The following is a 20,016-nucleotide window of genomic DNA, read 5'->3' on the forward strand; positions in this document are numbered from 1 at the left end:
GATTTGAAATATTGAAAAGTTTTGTATTTCGAATATTTGACGGTCTGATTAAAGTGCCGTCGAGCACTTGATGGGTCATGGTCCCGTCATGTAATTCTCTTCCCTCGCCGGCTGTGTTCAAGCCGGGGAACTTGGAGATGACCGCGATGGAGGCTTTGTCCGCGACCCTTTGGAGCCTGGCGGTGCCGGGTATGACGCCGAAAGCGCTGCGCGCCGCCGTCCGCGAAAAGCATCCCGAAGCGTCAAAGAAGGATATCGTGCGCGCCGCGTTCTACGCGCTGATCGAGGCCCGATCCCCTGATGATCAGACGCTGGACGCGCTGCACCGATTTGCCCTGGCCGAGCGCATACCGGGCGACGAGCCGCCTCTGACAATCGGCAAGCGGCGGAAGAAGAAGCAGCGCCGTGCCGTCGAAACGCCTGTCCCCGAGACCGCCGTGGCGGCGTGAGCGGAGCGCACGGCAGGGTCCGACAAGGGGGCGCCAAGCCGTGCCCGGTGACGTTGCAAACGATCCATGACGCAGGGCCGGAAGCCTCCGATCGGCGGTCCAACCCGATCATCTCAGCGTGAGGACCATCTGGAGGCCTTCTCCGGGGCCTGCTGACGCGGTCACATCAGGGTGCGGGGCGCGGGTGGGATCAGCCCATGGCGCGCCACGAGGTGCGGCCCGGTACCCTGCGCGGCGCCTCATGCGTGGCCCCGCCTCCGTGGTGTGACGCGCCGTCTTGCGCTGAGCCCGTGTCCACTTCGATGGAGGGCGCCCTAGCTCCGCCGGAGCAGCCGCCGACCTGGACGGTGGCCCTCCTCGCCCGTGTCGCGGAAGCCGAGCTTCTCGAGAAGCCCCCAGGATGCGACGTTGCCGGGGCGGCACTCCGCCACGATGGTGCGGTCGGGGAAACGTCCGGCCAAAAGCCCGATGATCGCGGAGACCGCCTCGAACGCGAATCCGCGTCCGCGCGCGGCGCCGCCGATCCAGTAGCCGATCTCGATCACGCCCGCCCCGCGCAGATGCGTGCCCACGACGCCGACGAGGCCGGCGAGATCGCATCCGCGGGTCTCGCCAGCTGCGCCGCGGATCCAGGCGCCCAGGAAGCGGTCCTGCCCCCGCCGGCCGCTCTGGATCAGATCCTGAGCGTCCTGCAGCGTGAACGGGGTCGGCAGGAAATCCACCGCCGCGGTGATCGCCGGGTCGTCCGTGAGTCGGCGCAGGGCCTCGGCATCCTCGCGCCGCAAAGCCGTGATCGAGAGGCGCGCGGTCTCGATCACGGGTAGGTCGCTGAGGCTGGCCCGGCTGGCGCGGATGGTAAACATCCCTTCGAGATGGGGTGCCGGGCGATACGGAAAAGGCACGGCCGCACCACCCGCATTCATCCCTCAGAGATGGCGAAAACATCGCCGTACTCTTCGCGCAGGGCGTGCAGCCGCGCGCGCTGGGAACGGTTGCTTAACCTGAATCCGTCTTCATTGGGGCATCAAGTTGCGTCAGGCAAACGGGTGCGTCGATGCGGGTGCGCGGTAAGGGTCGGATGTTGCGGACGCTGTCGCGGATCGCCCTCATCGGCATCATTGGTGGGGCGGCGGCCGCCTGCTCGTCGGACGCCTCGCGGCTGAGCAATCCGTTCTCGAACCCGTTCGATTCGGAGCCATCGGCCACCGGCAGCCTGCCGGATGGCAGCCTCAAATCCGTGCCGCCGGTCCGTACCGGCCGGATCCAGTCGGAGGCGCTGAGCGCCCCCGGAGCACCGCGCGCGGCCAGCGTCGCGGCGCCGGTTCAAGCTCATGCGACAGCGCCCGCGACCCGGGTGGCCTCGACCGGACAGGTCGGCTGGAACGCCCAGGGCGGCACGCAGATCACCGTCTCGCAGAACGACAGCCTGAACCAGATGTCGACGCGCTACGGCGTTCCCGCCTCGGCGATCCTGGCCGCCAACGGCCTGACCAGCGCGAACCAGATCACCCCCGGGCGGCAGATCGTGATCCCGGTCTACAACGCCTCCGGCATGAATCCGGCCGCCGCCCCGATGACCGCCCGCCCCGCCCGGGCCGCGGAGGAGAAGCGCGAGGACGCCAAGCAGATCGAAGGCAAGCTGGCGGCCAAGCGCGAGGAAGCCGCCAAGGAAGCCAAGCGCGAAGAGGCGAAGCGCGAAGAGGCCAAGCGCGAGGAAGCCAAGGAAGCCGCCAAGGAAGCTGCCAAGGAGGCGACGAAGCGGGCGGCCGACAAGGAGGCGGAGCGCAAGGAGGCGCTGGCCCGCGACGCCGCCGCCCGCAAGGTCGCTGACGCCAAGTCCCGCAAGGAGACCGTGAAGGAGGCCGCCAGGGCGGACGCCAAGGTGGACGCGAAGACGGACGACAAGGCGCGTCACGTCCGCCCCGGGCAGGTCGCTGCGGCCGACGCGAAGAAGCCGGATCCCAAGGTCGAGGCGAAAGCCAAGGCCGAGGCGAAGGCGATGGAGGCCAAGGCCGAGGCCAAGGCCGCCGCGAAGGCCGAGGCCGCCCAGAAGCTCGCCGAGGCCAAGGCCGCCAAGGAGGCTGCGCAGAAGGCCGCCGCCGCCGAGAAGGTCGAGAAGGTTGCCGCCAAGGAAACGCCGAAGGCTGCGGCGCCCGTCGCTCCGGCGAAGCCCGAGCCGGCCGCCACCGGCTCAGTCGCCGACGCTGCGGCCTCCGAGAGCTTCCGCTGGCCCGCCAAGGGCCGGGTGATCTCGGGCTACGGCACGTCCGGCAACGAGGGCATCAACATCGCGGTACCGGAGGGCACGCCCGTCAAGGCGGCCGAAGAGGGCACCGTGGCGTATGCCGGCTCGGACGTGAAGGGGTATGGCAAGCTCGTGCTGGTGCGCCACGCCAACGGCTACGTCTCGGCCTACGCCCATAACGGCGAGCTCGACGTGAAGCCCGGCGACAAGGTCAAGCGCGGTCAGGTGATCGCCAAGTCCGGTGCATCGGGCAACGTGACCTCGCCGCAGCTGCACTTCGAGATCCGCAAGGGCGGCGCCCCGGTGGACCCGATGTCTCAGCTCGCCAGCAACTGAGCGGCCCATCGGGGCCGGAGCGCGCGGCGGTCCCGAAGGGGCCGCCGTTTTCGTTTCTGGCCTCAGGATTTCGGCACTTCCAGCGTACCGTCCGGGCTGTGGTGATCCACCGCCTGCGGCAGCGCTTCAGCCAGGGTCGGAAACAGCTGATCCATCGGGATGCCGAGCTTCTGCGCCATTTGGCGAACCTGCTCGTTGTCGAGGACCTTACGCAGGTCGTCCGCGGTGATCGGCTCGTTCGGGCCGCGGCCGAGCCAGGAATTCACCTGGCTCTCGTAACCGGAGCGACGGAGCTGGTCGAGCAGCGCGTTGAGGCCGCCGGGCAGCACCTGCTGGATGATCCCGGGCAGCGCCTTCAGCGCCATCTGGCCGAGCGAACCGCCGAAAGCACCACCCAGTGAGTCGAGCAAGCTCATGCGATCCCCCCGTCGACCGATCCGTCCAGTCTCAGTCTAGGGCGCTCCGGCGTCGCGGGGAGAGCGGGGACGCGTGAACCGCAATTTAGTCGACAGCGTCTTTGCCTTGGCCCGGAATGCCGACCCGGTTCCCGCTCCCCGGTCGCGCGGTCATGAAATCCCTCGCCCCATCCCTGTTGCTGGCGCTCTGGGCAGGCGCGGCCCTGGCGGTTCCGCCCGAGACCAGTCGGCCCATGACGCAGGAGCGTGCCCTCACCGATGCGGTGTTCGTCCGCCCGCTCTACGGGACCTACCGGCATTGCGGCGGTGCCTGCCTCAAGAGCGGCGAGCTGTCCTGGTTCTGCTTCCAGAAGCAGAGCTGCTACCTGAGTTGCGCCACCGCGCCGCCGCTGATGAAATGCGCCGTCCCGTAGCTCAGCGGATCTGGGTGCTGAAGTTCGGCTGCGGCTTCAGCACACCATTCTCGCTCTGCGCCGCCACCGCGGCCGGCAGGAACTCCGAGAGGGATGTGGCGACCCGCCCCGCGGGGATGCCGAGATCGTAGGCCAGACGCTCGGTGACAGCCTCCGGCAGGCACGCCGCGATGGCGGAGGCCGGTACGACCTGCCGTGCGTCCGGCTGCGCCTGTGCCGACAGCCAGGACTCGACCGCGCCGCCATGGCCGGTTTCGCGCAGGCGATCGAGGAAAGCCACCAGACCGCCCGGATAAAATTTTGCCAGCGCGAGGGCGAGCTTGCCGCTGCCGGTGTCTTCCAGGGCCCGATCCACCGCGGCCGCGATATCGCCGATGAGGTTCTTCGCACCGTCGAGCAGGCCCATCATTCTCCCCCGTCACGCTTGCATCCCGGGCACAAGTCGGGCGCGAAAGGCTGCCGGCAAGCGCGTGCGGCAATTCCGCGGCGGATCGCGTAAGCTGCGGCCCGCAGAATTGCGAGACCCGTCATGAAAAGCGTGCGCGCCGGCGTGCTGGATGTCGTCTACCGGGAAGCCGGACCGCCGGATGGGCCGCCCGCCGTGCTGCTCCACGGCTTCCCGTACGACATCCACGCCTACGACGTCGCGGCCGAGCGACTCGCCGCCGCCGGGGTGCGCTGCCTGATCCCGTACCTGCGCGGCTACGGGCCAACGCGGTTCCTCGATCCGGCGACGCCCCGCTCGGGTGAGCAGGCGGCGCTTGGGGCGGACCTCCTGGCCTTTCTCGACGCCCTCAAAATCCCGTGCGCCGTGCTCGCCGGCTACGATTGGGGCGGCCGGGCGGCCTGCGTCGTCTCGGCCCTCTGGCCGGAGCGCGCGCAGGGACTCGTGAGCTGCGGCGTCGGCTACAACATCCAGAACATCCCGGCCTCCGGGCAGCCCGCCGCTCCGGAGGCGGAGCATCGCCTCTGGTATCAGTACTACCTCCACGGCGAGCGCGGCCGCGCCGGACTGGCGCAGAACCGCGACGCCTTTTGCCGCTTGCTCTGGCAGCTCTGGTCGCCGAGCTGGGGCTTCGACGCCGCGACCTTCGCGCAGACCGCCCGATCCTTCGACAATCCCGACTTCGTCGATGTGGTGGTGCATTCCTACCGCCACCGCTTCGGCCTCGTGCCGAGCGATCCGGCCCTCGTCGCGATCGAAGCCCGGCTGGCCACCCAGCCGGACATCGCGGTGCCGTCGATCGTTCTGCTCGGCGCCGACGATGGCGTCGGTCCGCCGCCGGAAACCGATACGGATGCCCGCCGCTTCACCGGCCCCTATCGGCGGGAGATCGTCGCGGGGGTGGGCCACAACTTTCCCCAGGAGGCGCCGGACGCCTTCGCGGCGGCGGTCCGCGCCCTCCTGTGAGGCCGATACGGGCGCGGCGCGCTTCGACGTTGCTTTCGGGAAGCCCCTGGCTATAGTCCGCGCGCTTTTCGACAGGTCTGCACACGCCGAAAACCGGCGGCAGGCCCGATCGCCATTTGCAGGAGACGCTCGTTGATCACCCCCGCCTTCGCGCAAGGGGCCGGTACGGCCGCTGGCGGAGCGGAGATCGCCTTTCAGGTGATCCCGTTCGTTCTGATCTTCGTGATCATGTACTTCCTGATCCTGCGGCCGCAGCAGAAGCGGGTCAAGGACCACCAGACCTTGCTGAAGTCCGTGCGCCGGGACGACACGGTCGTCACCAATGGCGGCCTCGTCGGGCGCGTGACCAAGGCGGCGGACGATCAGCCCGAGATCGAGGTGGAGATCGCCCCGAACGTCCGCGTGCGGGTCGTCCGGTCGATGATCTCCGAGGTCCGCGCCAAGGGCACCGTGAAGGCCGCCTGATTTCCCGGTTGAAACGGCCGGCGTAACGCGCCGGCCCACAAGAGAAAAAGACGGCCGATGCTGCGCTTCTCCCGTGCGAAGATCATCGCGACGCTGGGTCTGATCCTGGTGGGGCTGATGCTCGCCGTGCCGAGCTTCTTCTCACCCGAGCAGCGCAAGGGCTTCGTGGCCAGCCTGCCCTCCTGGTTTCCGAGCTGGGTGGTGCCGACGCGGGCCATCGTACTCGGCCTCGACCTTCAGGGCGGCTCGCAACTCCTGCTTGAGGTCGATCAGAACGAGCTGATCGCCTCCCAGGCCAAGGCCCTGCGCGACGACGTGCGCCGCGTGCTTCAGCAGGAGAACGTCCGGGCCGACGGGGGCATCGGCCTGCTCCAGCGCGGCGTTCAGGTGAAGATCGCGGACGATGCGGCCCGGGCCAAAGCGCTGCCGAAGCTGCAGGAGCTGTCGCAGCCGATCACCACCTCGCTGGGCCAGACCGCGGCTCGCACCCTCGACGTGTCCGAGCAGCCCGGCGGCCTCGTCCGCCTGACGCTTACCGATGCCGGCATCACCGACCGGACCCGGCGGGCCGTGAGCCAGGGCATCGAGGTCATCCGGCGACGCCTCGACTCCACCGGCACCACCGAGCCCTCGATCCAGCAGCAGGGCGCCGACCGGATCCTGATCCAGGTGCCGGGCGAGCAGAATCCCGAGCGCCTGGAGAAGCTCCTCGGTTCCACCGCCAAGCTCGAATTCCGCATGCTCGCCGACAGCCCCTCGGGCGATGTCGATATGCTGCCGTCCAAGGACGAGAAGGGCGCCAAGGTGCCGGTCGAGCGCCGGGTCATGGCCGATGGCGGCGAACTGACCGACGCGCAGCCCTCCTTCGACCAGCAGTCCCACGAGCCGATGGTGAGCTTCAAGTTCAACCTGCGCGGGGCGCAGCGCTTCGGGCAGGCGACTTCGGAGAATGTCGGCCGGCGCATGGCAATCGTGCTCGACAACGAGGTGGTCTCGGCCCCGGTGATCCGCTCGGCGATCACCGGCGGCTCCGGCCAGATCACCGGCAACTTCACCGTGCAGCAGGCCAATGATCTGGCGGTGCTGCTGCGGGCCGGCGCGCTGCCGGCGAAGTTCACCGTGGTCGAGCGCCGCGTCGTCGGCCCCGGCCTCGGCCGCGACTCGATCGAGGCCGGCAAACTCGCGACCCTGGTGGCGGCGGGCCTCGTGGTCTGCTTCATGTTCGCGACCTACGGGACCTTCGGCTTCATCGCCAACATCGCCCTCATGGTCCATGTCGGGTTGATCCTGGGCCTGATGTCGGTGCTCGAGGCCACCATGACGTTGCCCGGTATCGCCGGCATCGTGCTCACCATCGGCACGGCGGTGGATTCCAACGTGCTGATCTACGAGCGCATGCGTGAGGAGCAGCGGGCGGGTCGCTCGCTGATCTCGGCGCTCCAGGCGGGCTTCGACCGGGCGTTCGCCACCATCATCGACTCGAACTCGACCATGGCGATCGCCGCCCTGATCCTGTTCTTCCTCGGCTCGGGCCCGGTGAAGGGGTTCGCCGTGGTCTTCATCCTCGGCATCCTCACCACGGTCATCACGGCGGTGACGCTGACCCGGATGATGATCGCGGTGTGGTACAAGACCTTCCGACCGAAGGCCCTGCCGTTCTGATTTTTTGGAGGGTCGACGCAGGAATCGCGGGCGACGCGACGGACCCCCTCTCCCGTGCGGGAGAGGGTCGGGGTGAGGGACGAGAAGTCCCAGGATCAAGCTCGGGATGCGTGCGCCGACGGGACGCGCTTCATCCTCAAAGTTCTCGACCCTCACCCTGTCCCTCTCCCGAACGGGAGAGGGGACCCGCGCCCCGGTTTCTTGCGTCGCGGCTCCTGTAGAAGAGACACGACCATGCGCCTGCTCCGCCTCTGGCCCGATGAATCGCATTTCGACTTCATGCGATTCCGGCGCTTCACCTTTCCGCTCTCGGCGCTGCTCTCGCTCGCCACGGTGGCGCTGTTCCTGACGATCGGCCTGAATTTCGGCATCGACTTCAAGGGCGGTACCCTGGTTGAGCTGCAGGCGAAGTCCGGCACCGCGGATGTCGCCGCGATCCGCCATACGGCGGCGGGCTTCGGCTTCGGCGAGCCGGAGGTGCAGGAACTCGGCAACCAGGGCACCGTGCTGGTCCGCCTGCCGCTCCAGCCCGGCGAGCAGGGCCAGACCGCGGTGATGAACAACGCGCACGCCGCCTTCGACACGGATTACGATTTCCGCCGAACCGAGACGGTCGGCCCGCGCGTCTCCGGGGAGCTCGTCCAGTCCGGGACGCTCGGCGTCGTGCTCTCGGTCGTGGCGGTGTTGCTCTACCTCTGGTTCCGGTTCGAGCGGGAACTCGCGCTCGGTGCCATCGTGGGCACGCTCCACGACATCGTGCTGACGGTCGGCGTGTTCATCATCACCCGGATCGAGTTCAACATGACCTCGATTGCGGCGATCCTCACCATCGTGGGCTACTCGCTGAACGAGACCGTGGTGGTGTTCGACCGGACCCGCGAACTGATGCGCCGGTACAAGACCATACCCACCGTCGATCTCCTCAACCTGTCGATCAACTCGACCATGTCGCGCACGGTGATGACCTCGATCTCGTCCGCCCTCTCGCTGCTGGCGCTGGTCCTGTTCGGCGGCGAGGCGATCAAGGGCTTTGCCACCGTGATGCTCTGCGGCGTCCTGATCTGCACCTACTCGGCGATCTTCATCTCGACTCCGGTGTTGATCTATCTGGGGCTGATGCTCTCGGGCGCCCGCGCGGCGTCCGAGCGGTCCGGCGTCCCGCAACCGGCGGAATAGTCTTTTTTCCGAGATGGCCGATCAGCCGAATCTGAAAACCTTCGACTCCGGCTTCGTGCCGGGGCGCCACATCATCGACACCTACGGCAATGGCGGCTTCCGCTTCGCCGGGATGTCGCATCGCGGCTCGATCCTGATGCTGCCTTCGGGCGTGCGCGCCTGGGAGGTGACGGGGCCGAAGGGGATCGACCGGACGGCGCTGCGCCCGGTCCAAGCCGAGGCTGGCGACATCGAACTGCTGCTCGTGGGCACCGGCCTCGACATCGCGGCGATCGATCCGGCTCTCCGCGGTTGGCTGAAGGATTTCGGCGTCGGACTCGACGTGATGCAGACCGGGGCGGCCGCACGCACCTACAACATCCTGGTGGCCGAGAACCGCAAGGTCGCGGCTGCGCTGATCGCGGTGGCCTGATGCCGGAAGTCGAGGGCCAAGCCGCCGAGACCGGGCTCGCCTTCGCCCAGTCCCACTGCGAGGAACTCGTGCGGGCCGGCGATCCGGACCGCTACTACGCCACGCTCTTCGCCCCGACCGCGGCCCGCCCCCATCTCTTCGCGCTCTACGCTTTCTCGTTGACGATCGCCCGGGTGCGCGAGGCCGTCTCGGCTCCGATGGCTGGGGAGATCCGCCTGCAATGGTGGCGCGACGCGCTGCAGGGCGAGGCGCGGGGCGACGTCCGCGCCAACCCGGTGGCGGCCGCCCTGGAGGAGGCGATCCGGGTGAACCGATTGGGGCGCCAGCCCTTCGTCGACCTGATCGACGCCCGGGTGTTCGACCTCTATGAGGATCCGATGCCCCGGGTGAATGACCTGGAGGGCTATTGCGGCGAGACCGCCTCGGCGCTGTTCCGGCTGGCGAGCCTCGTGATCGGTAACGGCACCGAGCCGGGCGGCGCGGGGGCGGCCGGGCATGCCGGGGTGGCGTACGGGATCACCGGATTGTTGCGCGCCCTGCCCTGGCACGCCCGTTCGGGTCAGGTCTACCTGCCGGCCGACATCCTGAACCGCTACGGCGTCACCCGCGAGGACATCGTCACGGGCCGCGGCGGGCCGGGCCTGCGCCGGGCTTGCGCCGACCTGCGCGACCTCGCCCGGCAGCACCTCACGGCCTTCGAGGCCGCGCGCCCGACCGTTGCGCCCTCGGCCGGGGCCGCCTTCCTGCCGGTGACTCTGGTGGAACCCTATCTCGCCGCCATGGAACGGGCGTCCTACGACCCGCTCAACACGCTCGTGGAACTGCCGCGCTGGCGCCGGCTATGGCGCCTGTGGCGGGCGGCGCGGCGGATCGGATAGTCAGAGAACCCGCGCCAACCCCGGCACCAGCGCTGCCAAACGGACCGACGCGCCGACCTCTGCCTCGGCTTCCGGTGAGGTCAGGACGGCAGCCTGGCACAGGTCGCCGCCGCTGAGGCCCGTCACCAGCCTTCCACCCGGTTCGAGTGCCGCGCGCCAATGCGGCGGGATCGCCTCCACGCTGCCGTGGACGAGGATGCGGTCGAAGCCGCCATCCGGCAGCTCCGGGGCTAAGCCATCCGCTCGGACGACATGCGCCTCCGGCAGCGCCGCGAGCCGCCGCGTCGCCTCGACGGCAAGGGTGACGGAGCGCTCCAGGCTCAGCACCGCACTCGCTCCGAGGCGGGCGAGAAGCGACGTGACGTAGCCTGAGCCGGTGCCGATCTCGAGCACCCGGTGGCCCGGCCCGACACGCAGCAGCGCCAGCATCACCGCCACCGTGGACGGCGCCGTCATGGAGGCACCGCAAGGCAGCGGCAGGGCGATGTCCCGCCTAGCGTGTTCCCGGTATTGCGGCGGCGCGAAGGCCTCCCGTGGCACCTGCTCCATCGCCCGGAGCACCGCGGTATCGCGCAGACCCCGGCCCCGGAGCGCCATCACGAAGGCCGCGTTCCCGGCCGCCGCCTCCAGGCTGCCCAGATCGATCGATGGCCGTTCAATCACTCCGCGAACGCCTGCGCGAAACGCGTCAGGGTCGGCTCGTCGGTGAGGTCCAGGCGCAGGGGCGTCACCGAGATCCGCTTCTCGGCGATGGCCTTGAGATCCGAGCCGTGGCCCGGCTCGAATCGGGCCTTGGCGAAGGCCAGCCAGAAATACGGGTTGCCGCGCCCGTCGACCCGGGCGTCGATCGACAGCAGGGCCTGATTGCGGAACCCCTGCGCCGCCACCGCGATGCCCTGCACGTCGGCCGGTTCGCAATCCGGGAAGTTCACGTTGATCAGGATGCCGGGCTCGATCCCGGTCTCCAGGATTTTTTTGATGACTTTCGGCCCGTGCGTCCGCGCGCAATCCCACTTGAGCGCGCCGCGCCCCCCCGCCCCGTAGGCCTGGCTCAAGGCGATCGAGCGGATGCCCAGGATCGTCCCCTCCATGGCGGCCGCGATCGTGCCGGAATAGGTCACGTCCTCGGCGACGTTCTGGCCGCGGTTCACCCCCGACAGGACGAGATCCGGACCGTGATCGCCCAGGATGTGGCGCACGCCCAGGATCACGCAGTCGGACGGCGTGCCTTTCACGGCGAAGCGCTGCTCCGAGACCTGCCGCAGCCGCAGCGGGTCGTTCAGCGACAGCGAGTGCGACACACCGGACTGATCGCTCTCCGGAGCCACCACCCAGACGTCGTCCGACAACGCGCGGGCGATCTCCTCCAGGGTGGCGAGGCCCGGCGCGTGGATGCCGTCGTCGTTGGTGACCAGGATGCGCATCAGCGAGGGCCTTCGATCCGGTTGAGCCCGCCCATATAGGGGTGGAGCACCGACGGGACCGTGATGCTCCCGTCCGGGTTCTGATAGTTCTCCATCACGGCGATGAGCGCGCGGCCGACCGCTACGCCCGAGCCGTTGAGGGTGTGGACGAAGGCCGGCTTGCCGTCCTTGCCCCGGTACCGGGCGTTCATCCGCCGCGCCTGGAAGTCGCCGCAGACCGAGCACGAGGAGATCTCGCGGTGGGTGCGCTGGCCCGGCACCCAGACCTCGATGTCGTAGGTCTTCTGGCTGGCGAAGCCCATGTCGCCGGTGCAGAGGGTCATCACCCGGTAGGGCAGATCCAGCTTCTTCAGCACCGCCTCGGCGCAAGTGAGCATCCGCTCGTGCTCGTTGGCGGATTCCTCGGGTGTTGTGATCGAGACCAGCTCGACCTTGCTGAACTGGTGCTGGCGCAGCATGCCGCGGGTGTCCCGCCCCGCCGCGCCGGCCTCGGCCCGGAAGCAGGGGGTGAGCGCGGTGAAACGCACGGGGAGTTCCTCCTCGCGGAGGATCGACTCGCGGACGAGGTTCGTCAGCGGCACCTCGGCGGTGGGGACGAGCCAGAAATGCTCGTCGCTGACCGGCGCCGACTCCGCACCCGCTTGTCCCTGAAGCGACTTGACGTAATCGAGTCCCTTGAAGACCGAGAACTGGTCGTCCTCGAATTTCGGCAGCTGCGCCGTACCGAACATGGCGGCGTCGCGCACCAGCACCGGCGGCGCCACTTCCAGATACCCATGCTCCTGCGTGTGCAGGTCGACCATGAACTGGCCGAGCGCCCGCTCCAGCCGGGCGAGCTGGCCCTTGAGCACCACGAAGCGCGAGCCGGACAGCTTGGCCGCCGCCTCGAAATCCATCAGGCCTGCGGCCTCGCCGAGCTCGAAATGCTCCCGTCCCTCGGTCAGCCGCTCGCGGGCGGAAGCATGGCTGCGATAGAGGACGTTGCCGTGCTCGTCGGCGCCCTCGGGCACGTCGGCCTTCGGTCGGTTGGGGATCGCGGCAAGCCGGTCGAACAGAGCCGTGTCGGCCGCCTCCTGCGCGGCCTTCAGCTCCGGCTCGGCCGCCTTGAGTTCCGCGACCTCCGCCATCAGGGCGGCGGCGCGGGCCTCGTCCCTGGCCTTCTTGGCGCCGCCGATCTCCTTGGCGAGCGCGTTGCGGCGCTCCTGGTTGGCCTGCGCGGCCGAGACCGACGCCTTCCGCGCCTCATCGAGGGCGATCAGCGCGGCCGAGAGCGGCGCGAGGCCCCGGCGGGCGAGGTCGCGGTCGAAGGCGTCCGGGTTCTCCCGGATGGCGCGGATGTCGTGCATCGAGTCGGCTCGGGCCTTGGGCGCAGCGTTGAGCGCGCGCGCCCCGCTTTGCCGCATCGCGTCCGGTGGGACAAGCGCGGCTCAGTCCTTCGGCGGCGCTAGCTTGAGCTGGTCGATCACCCAGAGCCACGTCCCGTCGGGCTGCTCCCGGGCGACCTCCACCGAGAAGGCGTTCTTGGGCAGCCGGGCGAAGGTCATGGCGAGCGCCCCGGTGCGCAGGGGCGGCAGGGTCTCAGGGCTTGGGAAGTCGGATTTGCGCGCCAGCAGGTCGGTGTAGAAGCTGCGGATCTCGGCATGGCCGGTGGCCACCACGCGGCCCGCCGCCAGCACTGCGTCGGGCTCATAGAGGGCGACGAGGCCTTCGACATCGCCCGCATTGGCGCGCTGGTTGAACAGTTCGGCCAGCGTTTCGGGGGCGCGGGCGGCCTCATGGGTATCCGACATGGCGTTTCCTCCTCCGGTTCGGTCGACCGGTTGGCGTTGCAAGAATGCGCCGGGCGGCCAATCTTTCCGCGGGCGGGCTCATTTCAGGCGGGTTCCGTGGCGATCCGTCACCGAGACGGAGACCGGGATCCCGGCCTTCACGCTCTCCGAAACGGTGCAGAACCGCTCGAATTGCTCCAGCACCCGGTCGATCCGCGGCATCTCGGCGGCGGTCGCGCCCAGGCCGATCCGCACGTCGATCCCGGTGATGCGCAGGCGGCCCTCGGCGTTGCGCTCGACCCGGCATTGCGCCTCGGCGGCGACGCCCTGCGCATCCTGCCGGAACTTTCCGAGGGCGAAGACCAGGCTGGCGCAGAGGCAGTTCGCGACGCCGGAGATCAGGATCTGCTCGGGGAACGGCCCGGTCCCGCCGCCGATCGGGGGGGCCTCGTCGGTCATGAGGGCCGGCAGCACGGCGCCAAAATCGACCGTGAAGACGTAAGCGTCGACCTGGGTAATCCGGATCGTCGGTCCCGCGTCCATTCTTCCCCTCCAGCGGGGGCGCGTGCCTCGACCCACCGAACGAACCAACGCCCGATCATCGCGCCTGTTCGGGCGGCCACGCCATGCATCTGCAACCGGATGCTTTCCCCCGATCTTCCCCGTAGAAGCGGCCTTCTGACCTCCGCGAACCCGAACCCCGCGATCCGATGACGAGCGCCCCGACCCTCGACGCCCTGATGCCGCTCTTGGAGCGCATCGCCACCGCGCTGGAGCGGGCCGCGCCCCCGGCCCCGCCGGCCTTCGACCCGAACGCCGCCGACGCCTTCCTATGGGGGCCCGAGCGTCGGCTCACCCCAGTGCCCGAGGTGGCCCGCGTGGAGATGCGGCTGCTGACCGGCATCGACCGGGCCCGGGATACCCTGGTGGAGAACACCGAGCGCTTCGCCCGCGGCCTGCCGGCCAACAACGCCCTGCTGTGGGGGGCCCGGGGCATGGGCAAGTCGTCGCTCGTCAAGGCGGCCCATGCCGAGATCAACGCCCGGCGGCCAGCCGGATCGCTGCCGATGAAGCTCGTGGAGATCCACCGCGAGGATATCGAGGCCCTGCCGGACCTGATGGCCCTGTTGCGGCCGGACCCGCACCGCTGGCTCGTCTACTGCGACGATCTCTCGTTCGATGCCGACGACACCTCGTACAAGTCGCTCAAGACCGCCCTCGACGGTGGCATCGAGGGGCGGCCCGGGAACGTGCTGTTCTATGCGACGTCCAACCGCCGGCATCTCCTCGCCCGCGACATGATGGAGAACGAGCGCTCGACCGCGATCAACCCCGGCGAGGCGGTGGAGGAGAAGGTCTCGCTGTCGGACCGGTTCGGCCTGTGGCTCGGCTTCCACAAATGCAGCCAGGACGAGTACCTGGCGATGATCCGTGCCTACACGGAGCGCTATCGCCTCGACGTGCCGCCTGAGACGCTGCGGGCGGAAGCCCTCGAATGGGCCACGACCCGCGGCTCCCGCTCGGGCCGCACCGCATTCCAGTACATCCAGGATCTCGCGGGGCGGCTTGGCAAGACGCTGGACTGAGCGCGTGTCCAGAGCATGCGAGACCATAAGATCGCGGCGGCGTTCTGCCCCGTGAACCCCCGATAATCCGTGACGGGCGCGATCGAACCGTCATTCGGGTTGGACGCGTCCACCGAAGGGTGGTGCGCGCGGTGCCGATTGTACAGTCAACGTCGCGAAGAGAGTGAGTTAGACAGCTGGCTGGGCAATCGGCTGCTGACGATGATGTCTGACGATACACAGATCGGCCGCCATCCGTTGCGGATCGTCCGGCGATCGTAACGCCTCCCGATCATCTCGCTCAGCTGCAGAACGCCGCGCCCCTTCACGCGGCGGCGCGATCGGTCCCACACTCGGCTGCTCGGCCACCGATGACAATCCGTTCCGCTCGCCACCGCGGTTCGGGTCTTGCCGGATCACGCGCCACTCGACGCCAAGGCGATGGGCGACAGCGCGCGCCACAGATCTTGTGACGTCTTCGTCATCGGGCACGAGGAAAATTCACGATGCTGACAACGAGTTGACGAATCCGGTCCTGGTCGAAATGTCTATACTCATAGGCGCCAGGAAGAATGGATCCAATCGCATTGCTGCTGCAAGGAGTGCCTCTCGACTATCGCATGAATCTATATTACATCTGTTTAAAGATAGATAAAATCAGGTCCTCGAGTCGAGAACAGGTGATGCTGCGTCTGCTTGACGTTGACTGGCAAACGATTTTTTGAAATAGCTTGATATGACGGGGCATGATTTGATGTAAACTGTCCGCGCGAATTGGGTTTTATTTTGCGGAAACTTCAAAATGGTTCTTGAACTCACAGGTATCTCAAGCTCGAGTATTCAGTATCAGGCGGCAAGCAATCATAAATCTTGGCTTCAGGCCGGCGGATCCGGGCCTGAGCCTGATCGCCAAGCCGGCCAACAACAGAAGCTGTTCTGCCCCCGCAAGCGCGGCCCGATAGCGAAAATATTTGCGGATCAGATCGAGAGCAGCCGTTCGATTCACAGGAAATTAAGGTCCAGTAAATCAAGGGCTTCATACACAATTGAACGGTTTTCAACGCGTATCATGCGAATGTTTTCGATTCAATAAAACGCTTCCAGAATAAATTCGGTGCGGAAATGCATATCTATTCGTCGTCATTTCATACGTCTTATCAGTATTCTTTGGCCTACGTCTTTCCAGACATAAAATGGACCTTTGAAGGTTCCTGGTCTGGGAATCGGCCCATGTTGCCGAACGTCTCCTTGAAAAAGGAGCGTCGCTTAGAAGAGTATGATCTCTTTCTTGCGCACGGCCCGCTCGAATTTGCGATGCTCAGCTGCCTGCTGGAAGAGCGCGGAATTCCCCGGGAGCGAATTATTTATATTGCTCATTGGGCCTTGCAGCCGGATTTATGGGTGCATATCTACGATGGTGTTGCGTACGAGCAATTCGTGAAGGATGTTTCGAATTCCGCGATTGTATGTGTCTCTCACTTTCAGCCGATACAATTTAAATTCTACTCCCATGTATGTGTTCAGGTGATCCAGCACTTCGTTCCCGACCATGTTTTCGGAGATCCGGTCTGGGAGCCCGGCGGCAGCGACTTCATAAATGTCGTCAACATGTTCTATGCTCCGAAAAGGGGTGTGGGCTCGAAGTTCTGGGACTCCCTCGATTTCGTAAACAAGAAGCTTTATGGCGCCAGTAACGGTCCTCACAGCGCAGGCGTGCTGAATTCCGTCGGCGAATTTCGCGATGCGGTTTCTAAAGCGGCCGGTTTTTTGTGGACGGCGGATGCGGCGCCGATCTCATTCGCGCCCTTAGAGGCCATGCTTCTGGGGTGTCCCGTCATCGCGCCCAGAAATTCGGATTGGCCGGCGCTTTTCGATGATAAGCTCAATATCGTTCTTTATGATGAAGGGGACTATAACTCCTGCAAGGAGGCCGTCGAGTATCTTAATCACGACAAGCGTGTCGCCAAAGACCTGTCTCTGCGCGGCCGCGACGCGATTCTGAAAATGAATAGTGCCGCCTTGTTTCGGGAGCGCTGGAGCAGGGTGATCGATGCTGCCGTAGCTGCTGCGCCGCGGGGCCGGCGTCGGCTTGCCGCCGATGCCGCAGCTCCGCTGACACGGGTGACGTCAGTCCGGAGATCCCGTGCGGAGAGCGAGCCCTACGCGCTGGTCACGCCGATGTCGATCGCCGGCACGACGGTCGCGATCTCACACCCGGCGGAGACGTGGGAAATTCCCCGGCAGTTTATCCATCGATTTGCGACACTCAGACATTACGCTCCCGCGAAACATGATTTGGCGTTGAACGCGGCCAGGAGGGGTGGTTGTGTTTTCGATATCGCCAGAGATCTCGGCTTCTTCGGATATCTGTGCGCAAATAATGGGGCTACGGTCCGCTTTTTCAATCGATCCAAGAAGATGATGGAGTGTGTCCGAAATACTATAACTTATAATAAAATCGATCGCGCGTCGGTGGTCAACGCTGTTTTCGATGATGAGGAAAGGGAGACGTGGTTCAGCCCAAATAATCACGTCATCCGTGGAGACTCAGCTGGTGCAAGGACCGAGAAAGTAAAAACGATATCACTGGATCAATACATCGAGAAAAATCCTGAGCATATTCCAACGGCAATTTTTATCGATGAGCCATCCTATGAAGCGCGTATCGTTCAAGGATCAAGGCGGACCATCGCGACTTACAAACCGGAGCTGATCATCAATTGCTACACGCACGGAGCCTATGCCCGCGGGACACCGATCATAACGCTTCTGCAAACGCTCGACGATTTGGGTTATGCAATGCAAACATGCAATTGGGATGGTAAGCGCGAAGATCTGAGATCGCTGGAAGGAATTGCCGCGCCTGATCAAGACTCGTTTTTACTGCATGGAACAGTCAAGACGTAGGCCTCAAGCCCGCGAAGGGGTGGAGCCGCGATCATTCGCGGCCCAAAACCGAGAGCTTGCGTCGCCGAATTGGACATAGGCTCGGCGCAGACGGGGCGGCTTCAGGCCGACGAGCCCTCCTGCGCCGTTTCGATCTCCCCTTCCGCGCACGGCGCTCTCAATAATCGATCGAGGCCGACAGCCAGACCGTGCGTGGCGCCCCGAGGATCAGGGCACCGTTCGGGTTGGCGATCCAATAGTGGCTGTCGGCGATGTTGCTCACGCTCGCCCGCAGTGTGACGGGCTTGTCGCCTAAAACCGTCGCGTAGCGCAGACAGAGATCGACTGACGTCCAGCCCGGGATCGTCTTCGGACCCGTAGCGGCGCTCCCCGCATAGGATGCGCCGGTATAAACCGCCGTCGCGGTTCCCGTCAGCCCACGCAGGAACGGCAGGTCCCATTCGAGCCCGGTGGTCGCCTGGACGCGCGGCGCGCCCGTGGCCGGACTGTCGTCGTAGGTGCCGCCCGGCGACTTCGCCCAGCGGGCGTCCAGGAGCGTCACGCCTGCGATGACGCGGAGATCCGGCAGGACTTCGCCGAAGACGCTCCCCTCAAATCCGCGGTTGCGCTGAATGCCGCCGGGGCCGAACCGGTTGGTCATGGCGTCGGTGTTGCCCGCCGGGTTGGTGATCTCGAAGGCTGCCAGCGTCACGCCGAAGGTCTGGAAATCGAGCTTCGCGCCGATCTCGTATTGCCGGGTCCGGGCCGGGGCGAACACTTCGTTGACGTTGGCCGCCGTGCTCGGCGCCCGCAATGCGGTCAGGCCCTCGACTCTGTTAGCGTAGAGCGACAGGACCTGAGTCGGCCGCAGCACAAGGCCGAAGGCCGGAGTCGTCGCGCTCCGGTCGTAGGCGGAACTCACTCGACCCGTCACGGGTGCGTAATTGCCGGCGTCGATCTCCTGCCGCCGGACTCCGACCAGCAGCGCCACCAGCCCATCGGCGAAGGTCATCGTGTCGGCGACGCCGTAGCTGGTCAGCCGGTTGTAGCTTGCCCGGCCCCGGGGGAAGGTGGCGGGGAAGTTCTTGGGCTGACCGGGTGAAAGCCGTCGCGCCGGCGCGTAGATATTGGTGATGTAGTCCGGGGCGGTGATCTGGCCCAGCGACAGGGATTGGTCGAGGGCGGTCGGGGTGACCGCCGCCTCGTGGCGGATTCCGCCGGTCTCGAACCGGGCCCGCGCCCCCGCCTCGCCCGAGATCGCGGCGGTATCCCCGGTCTGGAACACGGAGTTCGATCGCGCCAAGCCGGTCTCGTCGAGCAGCGTGAAGGCCGGGTTCTCCCGCTTGGCATAGGTGAAGCTGTTGGCACCTAGGGCGCCGAACAGCGTGATGTCTGGAGTGAGGTCGTATTCCGCGCGGCCCAAGCCGGTGAGGCTGTCGGCGCGGGAGAAATCGTAGTCCTGGGACAGGTTGCGGCGCGGGTTGGGCGCCCGCGGGATGCGGATCAGACGCCTGTCCGGCTGGCCGCCCCGCGTCTGGCTGTCATAGGCGTCGTGCTGGACGATCACGTCCGCCGAGAGGCGGAGCCGCTCGCCGGCGTAGTCGAGGCCGAGCGAGCCGGCGGCGTTGCGCTGGCCGGTGTGGTCGATCGGCGTCTCGCCGCCGAGGCCCGCGGCGTTGATCCGCACACCGACCTACTTCGCATCGCCATAGCGCCGGGCGACGTCGATTTCGGCGCCCCCGCGCGTCGGGGCGGCGTAATCGACCGTAACCCGGTTCAGGGGCTCATCGCCGGCACGCTTGGTGACGACGTTCACGGTGCCGGCGATGCCGCCGTTCAGCGGCACGCCGAACAGGAAGGCGGCCGGACCCTTCAGGATCTCGACCCGCTCCAGCGGCGCGGGGTCGATCCGGTAATCCGGCACGAGCCCGTAGAGCTCGTTCAGCGCGAATTCCCGGTTCTCGATGCGAAAGCCCCGAATCGTGACGGCATCGTAGCGGTTGCCGCTGCCAATCGCCGCTCGCACCGACGGATCGGTCCGGGTCAGGAGATCGCCGACGCTGATCACTTGCCGGTCGCGAATGGTCTTCTCGGTGTAGCTCGCCGTGCTGAACGGCGTCTGCATGTAGTCCCGGTTGCCGAGCAGGCCAATCCGGCCGCCCCGGGCCACCTGCCCGCCCGCGAAGGATGGTGGAAGGTCGCCCGTCCCCGCTGGGCCGCGCGACTCCACGGAGAGTGTGTCGAGCTGGACCGATGCACCCGGCGCATCCTCGGCGCGTGCCGGTGAGGCCGCGATCGGAAGAAGGAACATCAGCAAAGCTGTCCGCAGCGCGTGCCGGACGATAAGTTTTTTGGAAGATGTTAAGAGCATATCTGCGACTTCTGGCAACACGACATGATCTGATCTGCCGAAGCAGTCAGTTCAGGCGGGCGTGCTGTGTTTCGATGCCGTGCAGATTTTGCCGTTAACAGGGTAGCAAAGCTGACTCAAGCGCAATGATTTGGAATT

General features: G+C 66.7%; 21 protein-coding genes. 11 read left to right on the plus strand and 10 right to left on the minus strand.

Annotated elements, in window-relative coordinates; genetic code table 11:
* Positions 1–137 precede the first annotated feature (137 nt).
* A complete protein-coding gene (locus MKK88_RS13985) occupies positions 138–449 on the plus strand; it encodes a hypothetical protein (protein ID WP_244000626.1) in 312 nt (103 codons plus the stop codon).
* A 314-nt stretch (positions 450–763) separates the two neighbouring features.
* Here the strand turns inward: MKK88_RS13985 and MKK88_RS13990 are convergent, their stop codons facing one another.
* Complete coding sequence (locus MKK88_RS13990; RefSeq protein WP_244000628.1) at positions 764–1,312, minus strand: GNAT family N-acetyltransferase; 549 nt, start codon at positions 1,310–1,312, stop codon at positions 764–766.
* 191 nt (positions 1,313–1,503) lie between these two features.
* Between MKK88_RS13990 and MKK88_RS13995 the strand changes: the two genes are divergently transcribed.
* Positions 1,504–3,030, plus strand: a complete 1,527-nt coding sequence (locus tag MKK88_RS13995; RefSeq protein ID WP_244000630.1) for a peptidoglycan DD-metalloendopeptidase family protein — start codon at positions 1,504–1,506, stop codon at positions 3,028–3,030.
* A 62-nt stretch (positions 3,031–3,092) separates the two neighbouring features.
* Here the strand turns inward: MKK88_RS13995 and MKK88_RS14000 are convergent, their stop codons facing one another.
* Positions 3,093–3,446, minus strand: a complete 354-nt coding sequence (locus MKK88_RS14000) for a YidB family protein (protein WP_244000632.1) — start codon at positions 3,444–3,446, stop codon at positions 3,093–3,095.
* A 152-nt stretch (positions 3,447–3,598) separates the two neighbouring features.
* On the opposite strand from MKK88_RS14000, the gene MKK88_RS14005 reads away from it, so the two are divergent.
* Complete coding sequence (locus tag MKK88_RS14005; protein WP_244000634.1) at positions 3,599–3,859, plus strand: hypothetical protein; 261 nt, start codon at positions 3,599–3,601, stop codon at positions 3,857–3,859.
* 1 nt (position 3,860) lies between these two features.
* On the opposite strand, the gene MKK88_RS14010 is transcribed toward MKK88_RS14005, so the two are convergent.
* Entirely contained in the window at positions 3,861–4,265 is a 405-nt protein-coding gene (locus tag MKK88_RS14010) for a YidB family protein (protein ID WP_244000636.1), read from the minus strand.
* Positions 4,266–4,388: 123 nt separating this feature from the next.
* On the opposite strand from MKK88_RS14010, the gene MKK88_RS14015 reads away from it, so the two are divergent.
* The 6 genes from MKK88_RS14015 (at position 4,389) to MKK88_RS14040 (ending at position 9,863) form a co-directional block, all read left to right on the plus strand.
* Positions 4,389–5,270, plus strand: coding sequence for an alpha/beta fold hydrolase (locus MKK88_RS14015; RefSeq protein ID WP_244000638.1), 882 nt, complete (start codon positions 4,389–4,391; stop codon positions 5,268–5,270).
* 132 nt (positions 5,271–5,402) lie between these two features.
* On the plus strand, positions 5,403–5,735 hold the full coding sequence (gene yajC, locus MKK88_RS14020; protein WP_091719421.1) for a preprotein translocase subunit YajC: 333 nt from the start codon (positions 5,403–5,405) through the stop codon (positions 5,733–5,735).
* A gap of 57 nt (positions 5,736–5,792) precedes the next feature.
* On the plus strand, positions 5,793–7,397 hold the full coding sequence (gene secD, locus MKK88_RS14025) for a protein translocase subunit SecD (RefSeq protein ID WP_244000640.1): 1,605 nt from the start codon (positions 5,793–5,795) through the stop codon (positions 7,395–7,397).
* A 234-nt stretch (positions 7,398–7,631) separates the two neighbouring features.
* Positions 7,632–8,573, plus strand: coding sequence for a protein translocase subunit SecF (secF, locus tag MKK88_RS14030; RefSeq protein ID WP_244000641.1), 942 nt, complete (start codon positions 7,632–7,634; stop codon positions 8,571–8,573).
* A gap of 13 nt (positions 8,574–8,586) precedes the next feature.
* On the plus strand, positions 8,587–8,985 hold the full coding sequence (locus MKK88_RS14035; RefSeq protein WP_244000643.1) for an Mth938-like domain-containing protein: 399 nt from the start codon (positions 8,587–8,589) through the stop codon (positions 8,983–8,985).
* Positions 8,985–9,863, plus strand: coding sequence for a phytoene/squalene synthase family protein (locus tag MKK88_RS14040; protein ID WP_244000645.1), 879 nt, complete (start codon positions 8,985–8,987; stop codon positions 9,861–9,863). The genes MKK88_RS14035 and MKK88_RS14040 overlap by 1 nt, the downstream gene beginning before the upstream one ends.
* On the opposite strand, the gene MKK88_RS14045 is transcribed toward MKK88_RS14040, so the two are convergent.
* The 5 genes from MKK88_RS14045 to MKK88_RS14065 all read right to left on the minus strand — a co-directional run bounded on the left by MKK88_RS14045 (position 9,864) and on the right by MKK88_RS14065 (position 13,599).
* Positions 9,864–10,460, minus strand: a complete 597-nt coding sequence (locus MKK88_RS14045) for a protein-L-isoaspartate O-methyltransferase family protein (protein WP_244000679.1) — start codon at positions 10,458–10,460, stop codon at positions 9,864–9,866.
* 62 nt (positions 10,461–10,522) lie between these two features.
* Positions 10,523–11,287: a 5'/3'-nucleotidase SurE gene (surE, locus tag MKK88_RS14050; RefSeq protein ID WP_244000647.1), complete on the minus strand. Its 765-nt coding sequence runs from the start codon at positions 11,285–11,287 to the stop codon at positions 10,523–10,525.
* Positions 11,287–12,633, minus strand: coding sequence for a serine--tRNA ligase (serS, locus tag MKK88_RS14055; RefSeq protein ID WP_244000649.1), 1,347 nt, complete (start codon positions 12,631–12,633; stop codon positions 11,287–11,289). Before serS ends, surE begins: the two co-directional genes overlap by 1 nt.
* Before the next feature lie 81 nt (positions 12,634–12,714).
* Positions 12,715–13,077: a YybH family protein gene (locus MKK88_RS14060; protein ID WP_244000651.1), complete on the minus strand. Its 363-nt coding sequence runs from the start codon at positions 13,075–13,077 to the stop codon at positions 12,715–12,717.
* Positions 13,078–13,155: 78 nt separating this feature from the next.
* Entirely contained in the window at positions 13,156–13,599 is a 444-nt protein-coding gene (locus MKK88_RS14065) for an OsmC family protein (RefSeq protein ID WP_244000653.1), read from the minus strand.
* A 167-nt stretch (positions 13,600–13,766) separates the two neighbouring features.
* On the opposite strand from MKK88_RS14065, the gene MKK88_RS14070 reads away from it, so the two are divergent.
* Both MKK88_RS14070 and MKK88_RS14075 read left to right on the plus strand, forming a co-directional pair.
* Positions 13,767–14,642 carry an ATP-binding protein gene (locus MKK88_RS14070; protein WP_244000655.1) on the plus strand — a complete coding sequence of 292 codons (876 nt, stop codon included), beginning with the start codon at positions 13,767–13,769 and terminating at the stop codon, positions 14,640–14,642.
* Positions 14,643–15,851: 1,209 nt separating this feature from the next.
* Positions 15,852–17,528 carry a glycosyltransferase gene (locus MKK88_RS14075; protein ID WP_244000657.1) on the plus strand — a complete coding sequence of 559 codons (1,677 nt, stop codon included), beginning with the start codon at positions 15,852–15,854 and terminating at the stop codon, positions 17,526–17,528.
* Positions 17,529–17,685: 157 nt separating this feature from the next.
* Here MKK88_RS14075 and MKK88_RS14080 read toward each other — a convergent pair whose 3' ends face one another.
* Both MKK88_RS14080 and MKK88_RS14085 read right to left on the minus strand, forming a co-directional pair.
* On the minus strand, positions 17,686–19,194 hold the full coding sequence (locus MKK88_RS14080; protein WP_244000659.1) for a TonB-dependent receptor: 1,509 nt from the start codon (positions 19,192–19,194) through the stop codon (positions 17,686–17,688).
* A gap of 6 nt (positions 19,195–19,200) precedes the next feature.
* Positions 19,201–19,818, minus strand: coding sequence for a TonB-dependent receptor plug domain-containing protein (locus tag MKK88_RS14085; RefSeq protein ID WP_244000661.1), 618 nt, complete (start codon positions 19,816–19,818; stop codon positions 19,201–19,203).
* Positions 19,819–20,016 lie beyond the last annotated feature (198 nt).

The sequence above is a fragment of the Methylobacterium sp. E-005 genome (assembly GCF_022829725.1).
Classification (GTDB): domain Bacteria; phylum Pseudomonadota; class Alphaproteobacteria; order Rhizobiales; family Beijerinckiaceae; genus Methylobacterium.